This window comes from Citrobacter sp. wls716 (genome assembly GCF_005280975.1).
In the GTDB taxonomy this organism is placed as follows: domain Bacteria; phylum Pseudomonadota; class Gammaproteobacteria; order Enterobacterales; family Enterobacteriaceae; genus Citrobacter; species Citrobacter youngae.
In genome coordinates, this window is sequence record NZ_SZWX01000049.1 from 124,236 (window position 1) to 141,295 (window position 17,060).

A 17,060-nucleotide genomic window follows, 5' to 3' on the forward strand; every position below is an offset into this window, starting at 1 on the left:
ATGCTTGTCAGTTAACGAACTAAAGGTAATGAACCTGTTGCCTCTGGTGTATTGTTCCGTTCACCTTATGTTTTTCACTTCTCTGAAACCATACTGCCTGTGAACGTGTTAAGGGTACTATCGCTGTACCCTTAACAATCCCGGCTCCCGGCGGAAAATCGATGAGGCGTTGACGGCTGACCGGGTCTGTCCGCAGGGATGCGGACAGAGGGGACGGCCTGCATGGACGTAGGCTCGGCCCCGACCCGACAGGCAGACGGCATAAGACGAATACATCGCGTAGCGACGATTTTCCGCCGGGAGCCTGGGTTGCAAGGGAGGTGGCGGCGAGCCTCCCTTGCCCGTTCACGGGGGCTGTGCCGCAGAAAAGTGATGCCGCTGAAGTGAACGGAACCCTGAGCCGGAATCACATGTTCCCTATAATGCTTAACTGGCTGACATTACACCATACGCGACAATATTGATGATTTGCCTGAATGTGAACTAAATCACTTCAAACATGGGGTAAGTCTCAGTATCATCATAAAAGCTAAACCCTTGCCGCCTGACGGTGAGGGTTTTCTTTTGGGATTATTTACCTGCGCATCCGCAGTATCGACGACATGGAGTAATAAATGTCCAGACCAACTATTATCATTAACGACCTCGATGCGGAACGCATTGACCGCCTGTTGGAGCAACCTGCGTTTGCTGGTTTACCGATAGCGGACGCATTAAACGCTGAACTGGATCGCGCCCAAATGTGTTCCCCGGAAACCATGCCGCACGACGTGGTGACCATGAACAGCCGCGTGAAATTCCGCAATCTGAGCGATGGCGAAGTGCGTGTACGTACCCTGGTATATCCGGCCAATATGACTGACAGCAGTACACAGCTTTCGGTAATGGCGCCAGTCGGTGCAGCGCTTCTGGGCCTGCGCGTTGGCGATACGATCCATTGGGAATTACCGGGCGGTACATCGACCCACCTCGAAGTCATCGAGCTTGAGTACCAGCCTGAAGCTGCAGGCGACTACCTGCGCTAACTCTGTCTTATCAAAGCGACTCGCTTTATCTTACAGGGGATGCATCCGCATCCTCTTTCCGCTTCAACCCCTGCTTTCTTTCACTTACTACACTTCCTTTTCTCCTGTTCGCAAAACATAAATCTGTGTCGTGACTGACAGAATCATTTTTAATACTATGCTGTTATGTGTTCATGTAATGACAAGGAGAATGTTTATGTACAACACAATCATAATGCCTGTTGATGTATTCGAAATGGAACTGAGCGACAAGGCTGTTCGCCATGCAGAATTTCTGGCACAAGATAAAGGGGTGATCCATCTGCTGCATGTGCTCCCGGGTTCTGCCAGTCTGAGTCTGCATCGTTTTGCCGCTGACGTTCGTCGTTTTGAAGAGCATCTGCAACACGAAGCGGAAACCCGTCTGCAAACGATGGTCGGTCACTTCAGTATCGATCCTTCCCGCATTAAGCAGCACGTTCGCTTTGGTAGCGTGCGTGATGTGGTAAACGAATTGGGTGAAGAGTTGAATGCAGATGTGGTGGTCATCGGATCGCGTAACCCATCAATCAGCACCCATCTGCTCGGATCTAACGCCTCCAGCGTTGTCCGCCACGCTACCTTACCGGTGCTGGTAGTTCGCTAATAAAAAAAGAGGCTACCTTCCGGTAGCCTCTTTCTCCTACAAACCGATGATATCCCATTTGTAGGCCCGATATGCTTGTGCTATCGGGCATTTCGCTTCTTTTGCAGGTGAGTCTTACTTTCTTATACGGTTGTGGTGCGAATCAGATAATCAAACGAGCTCAATGATGCTTTGGCACCTTCGCCAGTCGCAATGATAATCTGCTTATACGGTACGGTGGTGCAGTCTCCGGCCGCGAAAACGCCATTCACGCTGGTCTCGCACTTGGCATCAATGATGATTTCACCCATGCGGTTACGCTCAACGGCGCCTTCCAGCCAGTTGGTATTTGGCAACAGGCCAATCTGCACAAAGATACCCGCCAGTTCCACATTGTGGATATCACCGCTGACGCGGTCACGATACTCCAGACCGGTGACTTTACTGCCGTCGCCTTTCACTTCTGTGGTTTGCGCATTCAGAATAATGTCGACGTTTTTCAGACTGCGGACTTTATTCTGCAGAACCTGATCGGCTTTCATTTCCGGGGCAAATTCCAGCAACGTCACGTGCTCGACGATACCCGCCAGATCGATAGCCGCTTCAACACCCGAGTTACCGCCACCTATCACCGCGACACGCTTGCCTTTAAACAGCGGGCCATCACAGTGCGGACAGTAGGTTACGCCCTTGGTGCGATACTGATCTTCACCCGGAACATTCATGTTGCGCCATTTTGCACCGGTAGCAATGATGATGCTGCGTGCTTTCAACACCGCGCCGGAAGCCGTTTCAATCTGATGCAAACCACCTTCCTGAGCTGCCGGAACCAGTTTGCTCGCACTCTGGCTATCAATAACATCAACATCGTAATCATCAACATGTGCTTTCAGTGCGCCAGCCAGTTTCTGGCCTTCGGTTTTCGGTACAGAGATGTAGTTTTCGATATCAACGGTATCAAGAACCTGACCGCCAAAGCGTTCGCCCATCAGACCGGTGCGAATACCTTTACGTGCAGAGTACACCGCAGCCGCTGCCCCGGCAGGACCCGAACCGACGATCAGCACATCGTAAGCATCACGCTTATTCAACTCTTCCGCTGCGCGCTTTTCTGCACCGGTATCCACTTTCGCTACGATTTCAGTCAGCGTCATACGACCCTGGCCGAACTCTTTGCCGTTCATATAGACCGCCGGAACGCCCATGACGTTACGATCGGTAATTTCGTTCTGGAATGTACCGCCATCAATCGCCGTATGCTTGATACGCGGGTTCAGCACGGACATCAGGTTCAGAGCTTGCACCACATCCGGGCAGTTATGGCAGGAAAGCGAATAATAGGTTTCAAACTCAAAGTCCCCGTCGAGGTCGCGGATCTGCTCCAGCAGTGACTGTGCCTCTTTTGACGGATGACCACCGGTCCACAACAGCGCCAGAACCAGAGAGGTAAACTCATGCCCCAGCGGAGAACCGGCAAAGCGCGGCCCCTGGTGAGAACCAGGATTGGTAATCAGGAACGATGGCTTACGTACGGCCAGAGTATTATCTTCTTTAAAGGTGACTTTTTCTGACAGTTCAGCAATTTCAGTCAGCAGTTCCTTGATTTCTGCCGATTTAGCGCTGTCATCCAGCGTAGCAATCAGCTCAACAGGTTTGGTCAGTTTCTCAAGATAAGCCTTGAGCTGGGTTTTCATATTTGTGTCGAGCATTATTCTTCCCTCTCTGAAAACATCATCATGCAAGCCGAATTCGCGGGGCCGCATCAATGCAACTTGCGTCATGGTGCTGGAATAAAATGGGCGCGTCTGCGCCCATTGATTGCCGGGTGGCACTTCGTTTACCCGGCCTACGGTTTCGTAGGCCTATGCAAGCGCAGCGCCGCAAGGCAAAACAGACTTAGATCTTGCCGACCAGATCTAAAGATGGCGCTAAGGTCGCTTCGCCTTCTTTCCACTTAGCCGGGCAAACTTCACCTGGGTGGGAAGCGACATACTGTGCAGCTTTAATTTTGCGCAGCAGGTCAGACGCATCACGGCCGATACCTTCAGCGGTAACTTCGATTGCCTGGATGATACCCTGCGGGTCAACAACAAATGTTGCACGGTCAGCCAGACCTTCATCTTCACGCATGTTGTCGAAGTTACGGGTCAGGGCGCCAGTCGGGTCGCCGATCATCGCATATTTGATTTTCGCGATGGTTTCAGAGCTGCTGTGCCATGCTTTGTGAGTAAAATGAGTGTCAGTAGAAACAGAGTAAACGTCCACACCCAGTTTCTGCAGTTCTTCGTAATGGTCAGCAACGTCGCCCAGCTCGGTCGGACATACGAACGTAAAATCAGCTGGGTAGAAGAAGAAGACACTCCAACGACCTTCGGTATCTTTCTCGGTTACTTCGATGAACTCACCGTTTTTGAACGCCTGGTTTTTGAAAGGTTTAATTTTGGTATTAATCAAAGACATCTGTACTTCCTCCGTGTTTTCGTTGAGGGATAAGTTAACGAAAATCATTGATAAGGGCTAATGCGTTTCCTTTATCAAATCAATAAGCGTTAACTAACAACCGACTCAACCGCATGGTGTAAACCCTATTCTAAAAGTAAAAAAGGCTCCCTTTGCAGGGAGCCTCATTACCCGAGTTACCCGCAAGTAACTTCAGTGCCAGCAGAACTGGCTATGTGTTGCGCTCTACATTACCTTAACCAAGGTCGTAACAGCGATTGGGATTACATCACCCAACTACCGAAAGGGCAATCGACAGACTGTCGATCTTACCTATGGCTGCGATAGGTTTTGCAACTTAACTCCCTTTCCTTCTAATTTTATAAGGAAAATCAATGTTTAAACGTACATTACTCTTAGCTCTGCTCCCTGCAGTCGTCCACGCTGAAGAGCTTCCTGCCCCCGTGAAAGCGATTGAGAAACAGGGCATTACGATTCTGAAGTCGTTCGACGCCCCGGGAGGCATGAAAGGTTATCTGGGCAAATATCAGGACATGGGGGTCACTATCTATGTGACGCCTGATGGAAAACAGGCGATCTCCGGCTATATGTATAACGAGAAAGGTGAAAACCTGAGTAATGCGCTGATAGAAAAAGAGATCTATGCCCCTGCCGGGCGCGAGATGTGGCAACGCATGGAAAAAGCGTCGTGGATTCTGGACGGCAAAAAAGACGCGCCAGTTATTGTGTATGTGTTTGCCGATCCCTTCTGTCCCTATTGTAAACAGTTCTGGCAGCAGGCGCGCCCGTGGGTGGACGCCGGTAAAGTCCAACTGCGCACGTTGCTGGTTGGCGTAATAAAACCCGAAAGCCCGGCAACCGCTGCGGCCATTCTGGCAAGCAAGGACCCCGCTAAAACCTGGCACGACTATGAAGCCTCCGGCGGCAAAATGACGCTGGCACTGCCAGCAAACCCGCCTGCCGAGCAAATGAAGACGCTGAATATCAACCAAAAACTAATGGACGATTTAGGCGCCAATGTCACGCCCGCCATTTATTACATGAGCAAAGATAATACCCTGCAACAGGCAGTAGGTTTGCCCGATAAAGAGAAGCTGGATATTATCATGGGAGCCAAATAAATATACGCAACGAATGATTGATATTATTTTCATATCAATCATTCTTCTTTTCTATATCAATTAACCCGTTAGCACTTTTTACCGAAAAAATAACCCTGCCTATGCTATTTTAAGTAGTAGTAAATTATTCATTAAGTTTTACATGTATATGAAACGGTGATGCATTACAACTCATACATAACAAAATGAAATATTTCACAACTAAACTAAAACAGGAATTAGCGTATGGCTAACCTTTACGACCTCAAAAAATTCGATCTGAACCTGCTGGTTATTTTCGAGTGTATCTATCAGAATCTGAGCATAAGCAAAGCCGCCGAAACGCTGTTTATTACCCCCTCAGCCGTTAGCCAGTCGCTACAAAGGCTTCGCACTCAATTCAATGATCCTTTGTTTATTCGGGCAGGGAAAGGCATTACGCCTACCGTAACGGCGGTCAATCTACACCATCACCTTGAGAACAATCTCAACAGTCTGGAAGAAACAATAAATATCATGCACAGCTCCAGTCTGAAGAAAAAATTCGTCATTTACAGTCCGCAAATTATCAGCAATGCCTACATGAGTGAGTTAATTAAATCTATCAGGGAAGACAAATATGTTGAAATTGAACATCGTGATATTCTGATAACATCGGAAACCGCTGAAGACTTACTCGCCTACCGTAAAGCGGATGTTGTCATCACGACATCACCGATCGTTAACCGCTCAATTATATGCACCCCATTCAGGACAATTGAGACCGTATTGGTCTGTGGCAAAAACCACCCCAGAATAAATGAAAAAACAACGTTAAATGAAATACTGGAAGAACAGTTTTCGTGGTTTCTCTCTGACGATACTGGTGTAAAAGAGTACCAGTCGGAAACAAATGCTTTTCTCGCCAATCGTAAAACTGGGTTCTCTAGTGATTCACTGATGTCAATTATCAACATTATATCCATTACAGATATCATTGGTTTCATTCCTAAATCAACCTTTGAATTATATTCATCATTATTCAATTTAAAGAAAATCAAAACAGATATTAATCCACCATCAATGAATCTATTTTTAATGTACAACCGGGCCTCACTTAACAACAAAAACTTTGAGAACTCCATAACAAAAATAAACAAAAAAACCGAAAAAAACGACATATCAAAGAACCATACATACACTAAATAAAAAAATATTTTAAATACATTAAGTAAATATATTTAAAGGTTGCACGCTTCGTAAATTGGCATATCTTATTCAAAGTATACATTAGAGATGTTACTCTTTTATTCTTTCAGTATGGACTTGCTATGTCTGTTTACAAAATCCCTCTGAGTCAGAGCGTGCTGGAAGCCGCTCAGGAACGCATTACCTGGACTTTGGAAACACTGCCTCGCGTGTGCGTTTCACTGTCTGGAGGGAAAGACTCCGGGCTCATGATGCATCTCACCGCCACTCTTGCACGCCAGTTACATAAAAAAATAAGCGTATTGTTTATTGACTGGGAAGCCCAGTTCTCTTGTACTATCGACTATGTTGAAGCGCTACGAGAACACTATTCTGACGTTATAGAACGTTTTTATTGGGTAGCAATACCACTCACCACCCAAAATTCTCTCTCACAATTTCAACCGGAATGGCAGTGTTGGGAACCCAATACACAATGGGTGCGGCAACCACCAGCAGATGCGATTACCGATCCCAGTTTCTTTCATTTCTACCAACCCGGCATGACCTTTGAACAATTCGTTCGTGAGTTCGCTGACTGGTTTTCAGAAAAACGTCCTGCGGCAATGATGGTGGGCATCCGTGCCGACGAGTCATATAACCGTTTTGTCGCCATTGCCCATTCACGTAAGCAACGTTTTGCCGATGACAAACCGTGGACTACCGCCGCACCGGGAGGACACACCTGGTATATCTATCCAGTGTATGACTGGAAAACAGCCGATATATGGACATGGTTTGCGAAAACAAAAATGCCATGCAACCCCCTGTATAACCTGATGTACCAGGCTGGCGTGCCAACACGATATATGCGCATTTGCGAACCCTTTGGCCCGGAACAACGCCAGGGACTGTGGCTGTATCATGTTATTGAGCCACAGCGATGGGCAGCCATGTGCACCCGGGTTAGCGGCGTTAAAAGCGGCGGAATATACGCCGGTCATGACAACCATTTTTACGGCCACCGGAAAATATTAAAACCTGAGCATTTAAGCTGGCAAGCGTACGCCATGCTGCTATTAGACAGCATGCCGCAACAGACCGCAGAGCACTACCGCAACAAAATCGCCGTCTATTTACAGTGGTACAAGAAAAAAGGGATCGATAATATTCCTCAAACCCAGGAAAACGATATTGGTTCTAAAGATATCCCCTCATGGAGACGGATCTGCAAAGTACTGCTGAATAATGACTACTGGTGTCGGGCACTCTCATTCAGTCCCACAAAAATGAAAAACTATCAGCGTTATAACGAACGTATGAAAACCAAACGCCAGGAATGGGGGATCTTATGCAACGACGACTAACTCAGGAACTCACCGGTTTTCTTTCTGGCCTTTCAGAAGAAGAACGAATTGAAGCAATCAATGAATTCAGGATGGCAATCCATAGCGTCAGCCCTTTCCGTGAAGAACCGGTAGACTGCGTTCTGTGGATCAAAAACAGCGCTATTTCGCCAAATGATTACAACCCAAATAACGTTGCGCCGCCGGAGAAAAAGCTACTGCTGAAATCCATTGAAGCCGATGGCTTCACACAACCGATCGTCGTGGTTCAATCAACCCCGGAAGAATATGAAATCGTCGACGGATTCCATCGACATGAAATCGGCAAAAACAAATCATCACTAAAATCACGCCTGAAAGGTTATCTGCCCGTTGCCTGTCTGCAACGCGGGCGTCATGAGCGCATGGCGGCAACAATCCGCCACAATCGTGCCCGTGGGCGGCATCAAATCCATGCTATGTCGGAAATCGTTCGTGAATTATCACAATTAGGCTGGAGCGAAGAGAAAATCGGTAAAGAACTGGGAATGGATAGCGACGAAGTCTTACGTTTGAAGCAAATCAACGGTCTGCAAGAGTTATTTGCCGACCGTCGATTCTCTAAAGCCTGGACGGTGAAGTAGCGAAATCGCGTCACTACAGCGTAACCAGGCGTTCTGCCGCTGCCAGCAGCGTCGATTCTTGCTTAGCAAAACACAGGCGAATCAGCTTATGTGGGAAAGGATCGGCGCAGAAAACGGACAGCGGTATCGCCGCCACGCCGACCTCTTTAGTCAGCCATTGGCAAAACGCCACATCGTTGAGATCAGAAACAGCACTGTAATCAATCAGTAAAAAGTACGTCCCTTCGCAGGGTAGTATTTCCAGCCGACTGTCACGCAGCGCATTCACCAGCACATCACGTTTTCTCTGATAAAACGCGGGCAGCTCACGGTAGTGCGTCGGATCTTCGCGCAGCATATCCGCCAGCGCCAGTTGTGCCGGCGTGTTGACCGAGAAGGTTAAATACTGATGGACCTTACGTAACTCCGCGCTGATAGCCGGTGGCGCAACACAGTACCCCACTTTCCAGCCCGTCATATGATAGGTTTTGCCAAATGATGAAACGGCAACTGCGCGCGCCCTTAGTTGCGGATGCGCCAGCACGCTGGCATGCCCATGCGTGGCAAAACAGATATGCTCGTAGACTTCGTCACTGACAACATAAATTTCATGCCGGTTAATAGCCTGCCATAACGCCTCAAAGTCCGCCTTCTGCCATACCGTAGCCGAGGGGTTATGCGGTGTATTTAGGATCACCAGCCGGGTGCGGTCACTGATTAGCGCAGCAAATTCCTGCCAGTCGACGCGAAAAGACGGCGGTTGCAGCGCGATGCGTTTAACCTCGCCGCCGGATAATTCAATCGCGGGCGCATAGCTGTCGTAGCTCGGGTCAAAACAGATCACCTCATCGCCAGGCCGTACCAGTGCCGTGATCGCGGCGTACAATGCTTCCGTTGCCCCCGCAGTAACGGTCACTTCGCTATTTGCGTCGGGTCTATAGCCGTACAACTGCGCGGTTTTATCCGCAATGGCCTCTCGCAGCGGCTGTACGCCCGTCATCGGCGCATACTGGTTTGCGCCATGCGCGACGTGATACGCCAGACGTTCTTGTAAAAAGAGTGGACCATCAAAATCAGGAAATCCCTGCGAGAGGTTAATGGCCTGGTGCTGCTGCGCCAGCGCGCTCATTTGCGTGAAAATAGTGGTGCCCAGATTAGGCAGTTTGCTTTGCGGAATCAGCGGGTTATTACTCATTATTGTTATCCCAGCGTGTGATGTTGTGGTTGAAGCCACTATAGCACGATGCTAGTATTTGGCAATCAAGACGTTCAGACGTCTATATAAAAATAACCTGCCTGGACAGGACAGCCAAAAGGACAACACAACATGAGTAATACCGAGATTCGCGTCGTCACCGGCCCGGCTAACTATTTTTCCCATCGCGGCAGCCTGTCGAGACTCAACGATTTTTTCACAAAGGATCAACTCTCACGCGCCGTCTGGGTATATGGTGAGCGCGCCATCAATGCAGCCCGGCCTTATCTGCCAGAGGCCTTTCATCTTGCCGAGGCTAAACACCTGCTGTTTACGGGTCATTGCAGCGAAAAAGATGTTGGGCAACTGGCAACAGAGTCAGGAGAGAATCGCAGCGTGGTGATTGGCGTGGGCGGCGGGACATTGCTCGACACAGCCAAAGCGCTGGCGCGCCGCCTTGGTTTACCCTTTGTAGCAATCCCAACCATTGCCGCAACCTGTGCTGCCTGGACGCCGCTGTCCGTGTGGTACAACGATGCAGGTCAGGCACTGCATTTCGAAATTTTCGATGATGCCAATTTTTTGGTACTGGTAGAGCCAGAGATCGTGCTTAATGCGCCAGACGCGTATTTGCTGGCTGGTATCGGGGACACGTTGGCGAAATGGTACGAAGCGGTTGTGCTCGCCCCACAGCCTGAAACCTTGCCGCTGACTGTACGTCTTGGCATCAACGGCGCATTGGCGATCCGCGACGTTCTCCTTCAGAGCAGCGAGCAGGCGCTGGCAGATAAGCAGCGTGGTGAACTGACCCGTGCATTTTGCGACGTGGTGGATGCGATCATTGCCGGAGGCGGCATGGTCGGCGGTCTGGGCGAGCGCTACACCCGCGTGGCGGCGGCACACTCGGTGCATAATGGCCTGACCGTCCTCCCGCAAACGGAGAAATTTTTACATGGCACCAAAGTAGCGTACGGCATACTGGTGCAGAGCGCGCTGTTGGGACAAGATGATGTGCTGGCGCAGTTAATTACCGCCTATCAGCGCTTCAATTTGCCAACCCGGTTGGCTCAACTGGAAGTGGACATCCAAAACCGCGCCGAAATCGATAAGGTGATTGCGCATACCCTGCGCCCGGTGGAGTCCATTCACGCGTTGCCGGTGAAGCTAACACCGGAAACACTGCGTGCGGCATTTGAGAAGGTAGAGACGTTTACGGTGTGACTATGGTGCAGGTTGCCTGATGGCGGCTTCGCCTTATCAGGCCTACGGCCAATGCAATGTTGTAGGCCGGATAAGCGTTAGCGCCATCCGGCAAAAAATCAACAGCACTTCGCGCCACCTTTGCCCCCATAGCGCGCATCCTGGCGCTCGCGGAAAAATTCTTCGTAGGTCATCGGCGTCTGATCCGGATGCGTGACGCGCATATGCTCAACATAGTTGTCGTAATCCGGCACACCGATCATTAACCGGGCGGTTTGGCCTAAATACTTCCCGGCTTTGGCGAGTGTTTCAAACATAGTGATTCCCTGTCGTACAAACGCCCTCCCCGTTCAGGAGAGGGCTCATTGGTTAAGAGAATATTAGTGCGCGCCTTTCGCCTGCGCCACGATCTCTTCGACATTCTCAGGCATCGGCTCGTACGGCGTCTCTTTCGACGTTGGTTTGTCCTCTTTCAACGCTGCCAGCGCAGTTTTGATGGAGAACAGACCCAGCACCACAACGACTACCATGAAGAAGATGGTGAGACCCGCATCCAGGCGGTTGTTAAACACCAGCTGCGTCAGCTGCGACTGGGTGTACTGCGCCGGAATGTTACCGCTGTCGATCATCGCCTGGAATTTGTTGGCGATAGCCAGGAAGCCGATTTTCGCATCCGGGCTAAACGCTTTCTGCCAGCCAGCGGTCAGGGTACAAATCAGCAGCCAGGCGGTTGGCACCAGCGCCACCCATGCGTAGCGCTGGCGTTTCATCTTGAATAGCACCACCGCACAGAGCATCAGCGCCATACCGGCCAGCATCTGGTTGGCGATACCAAACAACGGCCACAGGGTGTTAATACCGCCCAGTGGATCCACCACGCCCTGGTGCAGGAAGTAACCCCAGGCCAGTACGCACAGCGCCGTCGCCAACAGGTTCGCTGGCAGCGAATCGGTACGTTTCAGCCCTGGTGACACCACGCCCAGCAGATCCTGCAGCATAAAGCGCGCGGCGCGCGTACCGGCGTCTACTGCCGTCAGAATAAACAGGGCTTCAAACAGAATGGCGAAGTGATACCAGAATGCCACATCCATCATGCCACCCAGCGCACCGTGCAGAATATACGCCATGCCCACCGCCAGCGTCGGCGCGCCGCCTGCACGGGAGATAATGGATTGTTCGCCGACATCGTTAGCGATCTGATGCAGCGTATCAGGCGTGATAACAAAGCCCCAGCTGCTCACGACCTGTGCCGCTGACGCAACCACATCGGTGGTTCCGGCAGGTGCCAGTACCGCCATCGGGCTGTTCATCGCAAAGTAGACGCCCGGATCGATAACACAGGCCGCTACCAGCGCCATAATGGCGACAAAGGATTCCATCAGCATCCCGCCATAGCCGATAAAACAGGCCTGACCTTCATTCGCCAGCATCTTCGGCGTGGTGCCGGAGGCAATCAGCGCGTGGAAACCAGAGACTGCGCCGCAGGCGATGGTAATAAACAGGAACGGGAACAGGTTACCGCTCCAGACCGGGCCGGTACCGTCAACAAACTTGGTCAACGCAGGCATGGTCAGCGTCGGGCGCATGATCAGGATCCCTACCGCCAGACCCACAATGGTACCGATTTTCAGGAAGGTAGAAAGGTAATCGCGCGGTGCCAGCAGCAGCCAGACCGGCAGCACGGCAGCCACGAAACCGTAGCCCACCAGCATCCAGGTCAGCTGTACACCGGTAAAGTCAAAATAAGGGGCCCAGGTAGGACTCTCCGCCACCCAGCCACCGGAAATAATGGCAAATACCAGGAACACCAGACCGATGACCGACACTTCGCCAATGCGACCCGGGCGCAGATAACGCAGGTAAATCCCCATAAAAATCGCCAGCGGGATAGTGAACGCTACGGTGTAAGTTCCCCACGGGCTGTGGGTTAGCGCTTTCACGACAATCATCGCCAGTACCGCGAGGATAATCACCATGATCATAAAACAGGCCACCAGCGCAATAACGCCTGCCGTTGGGCCCATCTCTTCTTTCACCAGTTCGCCAAGGGAACGACCATCGCGACGGGTAGAAACAAACAGCACCATAAAGTCCTGCACCGCGCCGGCCAGCACTACCCCGGCGAGCAGCCAGATCATCCCCGGCAGATAGCCCATTTGCGCCGCCAGCACCGGTCCAACTAACGGACCCGCTCCGGCAATCGCTGCAAAATGGTGACCAAACAGTACTTTTTTATCGGTGGGAACATAGTCCAGACCGTCGTTATGACGTACGGCTGGCGTCATACGCGTCGGGTCCAGCGCCAGTACATTTTTCGCGATGTACAGGCCATAGAAACGGTAAGCGATAAGGTAGACACAGACCGACGCCACGACTATCCACAACGCGTTGATCTGTTCACCACGGTTTAATGCGATATAGCCGAGGGCAAATGCTCCCATTACGGAGAGCACTGTCCAGACGAGGTACTTCCCTGATTTGTTCATAGTTGTTATCCGTTGTCCGATCCAGAGAGATGTTACATTTTGTTTCTATAACATCTTTTCTGAATTTAACAACCTGACAACCATACAAACCCGAAGTATCACTGAGTATTTACATTGCATTGTTAACTGGATCACTTCATTTACCTGTTAACCCTGCAATTTCATTTTACTTTGCCGGGTGACTTCACCCCATCACCGCCGTGCCTAAACGGCAGGTGCAGCAGCGCCGCCCCTGTTCATCAAAGATGACGATTTCCCAGCTTTGATTCTGTCGCCCAAGATACAACGGCTGGCACACACCGCGCACTTTCCCCTGCGATACTGCGCGGTGATGCGTGGCGTTCAACTCAGTTCCCACCACACACTGCCCGTCTCGAGTCATCAGATAACCCGCCATTGACCCCAACGTTTCCGCCAGAGCCGCCGACGCGCCGCCGTGCAGCAAACCAAACGGCTGATGCGTACGCTCATCCACCGGCATTTCGGCTTCCAGCACATCATCACTCAGTCGGGTATAAACCATGCCCAGATGCGCCACCATGGTGTTCTGACTGGTGGCATTCAGTTCATCCAGCGTTAAATGACGTTTCCAGATCATCGTCATGCCCCCAGCGTGGAGCCGCCGTCCACCACAATATCCTGCAACGTAATGTGGCTGGCCAGATCGGAGGCGAGGAATAAAATCGTGTTGGCGATCTCCTGCGGCCGGGCGATTTTCCCCAACGGAATGCCGAGCTTAAACTGCTCGCCAAACCCTCGAATACGCTGCTGTTCCGCATCATCACTAACCCACAACGTACGCTGCATGTCGGTATCGGTCGAGCCTGGCGAAACCACATTGCAGCGCACGCCGCTGCCCGCCAGTTCAAGTCCCACGGTTAGCGCCAGGCTTTTCAGCGCGGCTTTTGACGCCCCATAAGCACTCATGCCGATACGCGGCGTGTGCGCCGCATCCGATGCGACGGTGACAATTGCCCCGCCCCGCTGGCGACGAAACTGCGCCATCGTCTGCTGAAACAAATTGAATGCTCCGCCCACGTTGACGGCAAAGGTTTGCTGCCAGTCCTCCACGCTCAGCGCGTCGGTTGGTCCCATACGCAGGATCCCTGCGGCGTTCACCAGTATGTCGAGACGCCCGGTATTCGCCAGCAAACGCTCGCATACCTGCGCCACCTGCTGCGCGTTCGCCACGTCCATCACCTCAGTGGCAAAGGGATACTCTGCCAGCGCGAACTCGCGGTCGAAGCCCGTAACCTGTGCCCCGGCGTCAACAAACGCCAGCGCCGTGGTGTAGCCAATGCCTTTTCCCGCGCCGGTTATCCAGACGGTTTTCCCTGTGAAATCAAATCCGGCCATCACTTCACCTCGCGGGAGAGCAGCGTCCACCAGGCGTCAATGGTCGGTTTTTTCGCCAGCATCACAAAGTCGATATCGCCATGCACTTTCCGCCAACGGGCCGCCAGCGCCATCATACGTACTGAGTCCAGACCGTAATCGATTAAGTTTTCGTCATCCATTGGCTCTTCAGACTCATCGAGTAGCGGCAGAATCACGCTGCGCAGCGCATCTTTACTGTCCGGAACAGACGTCGGCAGTAACTCCTGGGTCATCACCACGCGACCGGAACGCCCCGCCACGTATTTCAGCGACATCAGGTGTTCATCACGGCTAAAGTCCGCCAGCGCATCGGCGACCATAAACGGCTTAATATCACGCATGAAGGCATCAGTCGCGGTGGTCATGCAGCCAATATGCGCATACACGCCGGTGATGATCAGCTGGTTACGTCCAGTGTCTCTTAGCATCTGCTCCAGCGGTGAACGATGAAACGCGCTGTAACGCCATTTAACCAGAATGGTATCCGCTTCGTCCGGTGCCAGCGCATCGACGATTTTTTGCTGTTCAGGCGAGCGCGTCAGGCCGGGTCCCCACATATCGTTCAACAACGCACGGTCTTCATCGCTTTGTTCTTTCGGCTGCGCGGTGTAATAGACCGGAATATTATGTGCTTTACAGTACTGACGCAGCGCGGCGATGTTGGCCACTACCTGTTCCATCATCGGGCAGTTCTCACCCCAAAAGCCGATAAAATAGTCCTGCATGTCGTGGATTAGCAGCGCGGCGCGTTCTGGTTCAAATGCCCAGTCAACTTTATTTTCCGGAACATCAAGCGCCGTTGGCAGCGCATAAGCCTGCAGTTTAGGGATTGCCATTTCTTCTTCTCCTTCAGGCCGGTGAACGTGATGCCAGCCACTGACGTAATTGTTTTTTATCCACTTTGCCTACCGGGGTCAGCGGCAATGACTCAACGCACTCGACACGGTCCGGCAATTTGAATTCCGCCACGCCCTGTTCGCGCAGAAAACGACGCACCTGTACCGCGCGCAGCGGCTCTTTCACCACCAGGCAGGCGCAGCTTTTCTCGCCCATCAGTTCGTCATCCACACTGACCAATGCCGCATGAATCACCGCCGGATGGCGCAGTAACAAGTTTTCGATTTCTTCGGCAGCGATCTTCTCCCCGCCGCGGTTAATCTGATCTTTCTCGCGCCCCTGCACGGTGATGTAACCATCCCGATCGATGGCGATCAGATCACCAGAGCAATAGAATCCGTTAGCATCAAACGCGCTGGCATTGTGTTCAGGGCTATTGAAGTAACCCCGGAAGGTGTACGGGCCACGCGTCATCAGGCGTCCGGTCTCGCCCTGTGGTAAAGGATTACCGTCAGCGTCTGCCACCCAAACCTCATCGTCAGGGCACATCGGACGGCCCTGGGTATTGATGATGCGCTCGGGACTGTCGTCCAGACGGGTGTAGTTCACCAGCCCTTCCGCCATACCGAAGACCTGCTGCAACTGGCAGCCTATTTCCGCCGGAATGCGAGCGGCAAGCGAAGCCGAAAGCCGCGCGCCTCCCACCTGCAACAGTTTCAGCGAAGCCAGTTGTGCGTTACTGCCCCACTCCTGAATTGCCTGCAGCCACAGACTCACCGCTGGCGGTACCAACGCCGTAACGTTTACCTGATGCTGTTCAATCAACGGAAAGCACAACGTCGCGCTCGGGTCTGCCGCCAGCACCACTGTTCCACCCGCGAGGAAAACGCCCAGCGCGCCAGGCGAACTCATGGCGTAGTTATGCGCCGCTGGAATAGCGCACAGATAGCGCGTTTCTCCAGTGAAATGGCAAATCTCGTTGCTGCGGCGCACGCTGTAGTAGTAATCATTGTGGGTACGCGGGATCAGCTTTGGCGTCCCGGTCGTGCCGCCGGAAAGCTGGAAATACGCCACTTCATCGGCAGGCGATGGCGTGGCGGTAAACGCCGTTGCGGGTTGGCTTATAGCCGTTTGCAGATTGTGTTCGCCGTCATCATTGAGCAACTGGACCACGCGCACTGAATTGTGTTCGGCAACAAAGGTATTCAGAAACTCGTCGTCACTGAATAACGCATGCTGGCGATCGGCAATCAGTAACGCCGGTTTAATTTGCGCTGCGTAGGCGTTGAGTTCGTTACGCTGATGGCTAAACAGTGCCAATACGGGAGCCACGCCCAGTTTGAGCAGTGCGAAGAAAGTGATATACAGCTCAGCCACGTTGCCTAACTGCACCAGTGCGGTCTCGCCGGATTTGATCCCCTGACAACGCAGGCTACAGGCAAGATTATCCGTCACCTGGTTTAACTGGCGGTAGCTAAGATGGCGTTCCCCGTCAATCACCGCCGTCTGGTCGCAATCGGCGTGGCGGGTCAGAATGTCGGTCAGCGGCAAATCCTGCCAGTAGCCTTTTTCACGGTAGCGGCGGGCAAACTCTTCCGGCCAACGGGTGAAAGGAATACTCATTATTGCTCCTTAGAGCCTGTCGATAAGGCCTGAATAGC

General features: G+C 52.0%; 16 protein-coding genes. 7 read left to right on the top strand and 9 right to left on the bottom strand.

Annotation, left to right across the window (positions count from 1 at the left end):
• The first annotated feature begins 614 nt into the window (after nt 1-614).
• Together rnk and uspG are read left to right on the top strand one after the other, a co-directional pair.
• Nucleotides 615-1,025 carry a nucleoside diphosphate kinase regulator gene (gene rnk / locus FDX24_RS16960; RefSeq protein ID WP_005120853.1) on the top strand — a complete coding sequence of 137 codons (411 nt, stop codon included), beginning with the start codon at nt 615-617 and terminating at the stop codon, nt 1,023-1,025.
• Nucleotides 1,026-1,221: 196 nt separating this feature from the next.
• A complete protein-coding gene (gene uspG / locus FDX24_RS16965) occupies nt 1,222-1,650 on the top strand; it encodes a universal stress protein UspG (RefSeq protein WP_005120854.1) in 429 nt (142 codons plus the stop codon).
• A gap of 122 nt (nt 1,651-1,772) precedes the next feature.
• Here uspG and ahpF read toward each other — a convergent pair whose 3' ends face one another.
• Together ahpF and ahpC are read right to left on the bottom strand one after the other, a co-directional pair.
• The gene (gene ahpF / locus FDX24_RS16970) at nt 1,773-3,338 is read right to left on the bottom strand and encodes an alkyl hydroperoxide reductase subunit F (RefSeq protein ID WP_137364647.1); all 1,566 of its coding nucleotides are present in this window, start codon (nt 3,336-3,338) and stop codon (nt 1,773-1,775) included.
• Between the two features lie 187 nt (nt 3,339-3,525).
• Nucleotides 3,526-4,089, bottom strand: coding sequence for an alkyl hydroperoxide reductase subunit C (gene ahpC / locus FDX24_RS16975; protein ID WP_002894394.1), 564 nt, complete (start codon nt 4,087-4,089; stop codon nt 3,526-3,528).
• A 374-nt stretch (nt 4,090-4,463) separates the two neighbouring features.
• On the opposite strand from ahpC, the gene dsbG reads away from it, so the two are divergent.
• From dsbG to FDX24_RS16995, 4 genes are all read left to right on the top strand, one after another.
• Nucleotides 4,464-5,210, top strand: coding sequence for a thiol:disulfide interchange protein DsbG (gene dsbG / locus FDX24_RS16980; protein ID WP_048212319.1), 747 nt, complete (start codon nt 4,464-4,466; stop codon nt 5,208-5,210).
• Nucleotides 5,211-5,435: 225 nt separating this feature from the next.
• Nucleotides 5,436-6,377, top strand: coding sequence for a LysR family transcriptional regulator (locus FDX24_RS16985; protein WP_137364648.1), 942 nt, complete (start codon nt 5,436-5,438; stop codon nt 6,375-6,377).
• Between the two features lie 122 nt (nt 6,378-6,499).
• Nucleotides 6,500-7,723 (top strand): phosphoadenosine phosphosulfate reductase, encoded by a 1,224-nt coding sequence (locus tag FDX24_RS16990; RefSeq protein WP_048212321.1) that lies wholly within the window; start codon nt 6,500-6,502, stop codon nt 7,721-7,723.
• The gene (locus FDX24_RS16995; protein WP_048212322.1) at nt 7,708-8,325 is read left to right on the top strand and encodes a ParB/RepB/Spo0J family partition protein; all 618 of its coding nucleotides are present in this window, start codon (nt 7,708-7,710) and stop codon (nt 8,323-8,325) included. The genes FDX24_RS16990 and FDX24_RS16995 overlap by 16 nt, the downstream gene beginning before the upstream one ends.
• 13 nt (nt 8,326-8,338) lie before the next feature.
• Here FDX24_RS16995 and FDX24_RS17000 read toward each other — a convergent pair whose 3' ends face one another.
• Complete coding sequence (locus tag FDX24_RS17000) at nt 8,339-9,499, bottom strand: pyridoxal phosphate-dependent aminotransferase (RefSeq protein ID WP_121584349.1); 1,161 nt, start codon at nt 9,497-9,499, stop codon at nt 8,339-8,341.
• A gap of 132 nt (nt 9,500-9,631) precedes the next feature.
• Here FDX24_RS17000 and FDX24_RS17005 point away from each other — a divergent pair, with 132 nt between their 5' ends.
• Entirely contained in the window at nt 9,632-10,720 is a 1,089-nt protein-coding gene (locus FDX24_RS17005) for an oxidoreductase (RefSeq protein WP_137364649.1), read from the top strand.
• Nucleotides 10,721-10,818: 98 nt separating this feature from the next.
• On the opposite strand, the gene FDX24_RS17010 is transcribed toward FDX24_RS17005, so the two are convergent.
• The 6 genes from FDX24_RS17010 to entE form a co-directional block, all read right to left on the bottom strand.
• Complete coding sequence (locus tag FDX24_RS17010) at nt 10,819-11,016, bottom strand: YbdD/YjiX family protein (protein ID WP_003022064.1); 198 nt, start codon at nt 11,014-11,016, stop codon at nt 10,819-10,821.
• A gap of 63 nt (nt 11,017-11,079) precedes the next feature.
• Nucleotides 11,080-13,185: a pyruvate/proton symporter CstA gene (gene cstA / locus FDX24_RS17015; RefSeq protein WP_016152202.1), complete on the bottom strand. Its 2,106-nt coding sequence runs from the start codon at nt 13,183-13,185 to the stop codon at nt 11,080-11,082.
• Nucleotides 13,186-13,369: 184 nt separating this feature from the next.
• Nucleotides 13,370-13,783: a proofreading thioesterase EntH gene (gene entH / locus FDX24_RS17020; RefSeq protein WP_048212612.1), complete on the bottom strand. Its 414-nt coding sequence runs from the start codon at nt 13,781-13,783 to the stop codon at nt 13,370-13,372.
• A gap of 2 nt (nt 13,784-13,785) precedes the next feature.
• Entirely contained in the window at nt 13,786-14,541 is a 756-nt protein-coding gene (gene entA, locus FDX24_RS17025) for a 2,3-dihydro-2,3-dihydroxybenzoate dehydrogenase EntA (RefSeq protein ID WP_048212325.1), read from the bottom strand.
• A complete protein-coding gene (locus FDX24_RS17030; RefSeq protein ID WP_137364650.1) occupies nt 14,541-15,398 on the bottom strand; it encodes an isochorismatase in 858 nt (285 codons plus the stop codon). The genes entA and FDX24_RS17030 overlap by 1 nt, the downstream gene beginning before the upstream one ends.
• Nucleotides 15,399-15,411: 13 nt before the next feature.
• Nucleotides 15,412-17,022 (bottom strand): (2,3-dihydroxybenzoyl)adenylate synthase EntE, encoded by a 1,611-nt coding sequence (entE, locus tag FDX24_RS17035; RefSeq protein WP_137364651.1) that lies wholly within the window; start codon nt 17,020-17,022, stop codon nt 15,412-15,414.
• Nucleotides 17,023-17,060: the final 38 nt, after the last annotated feature.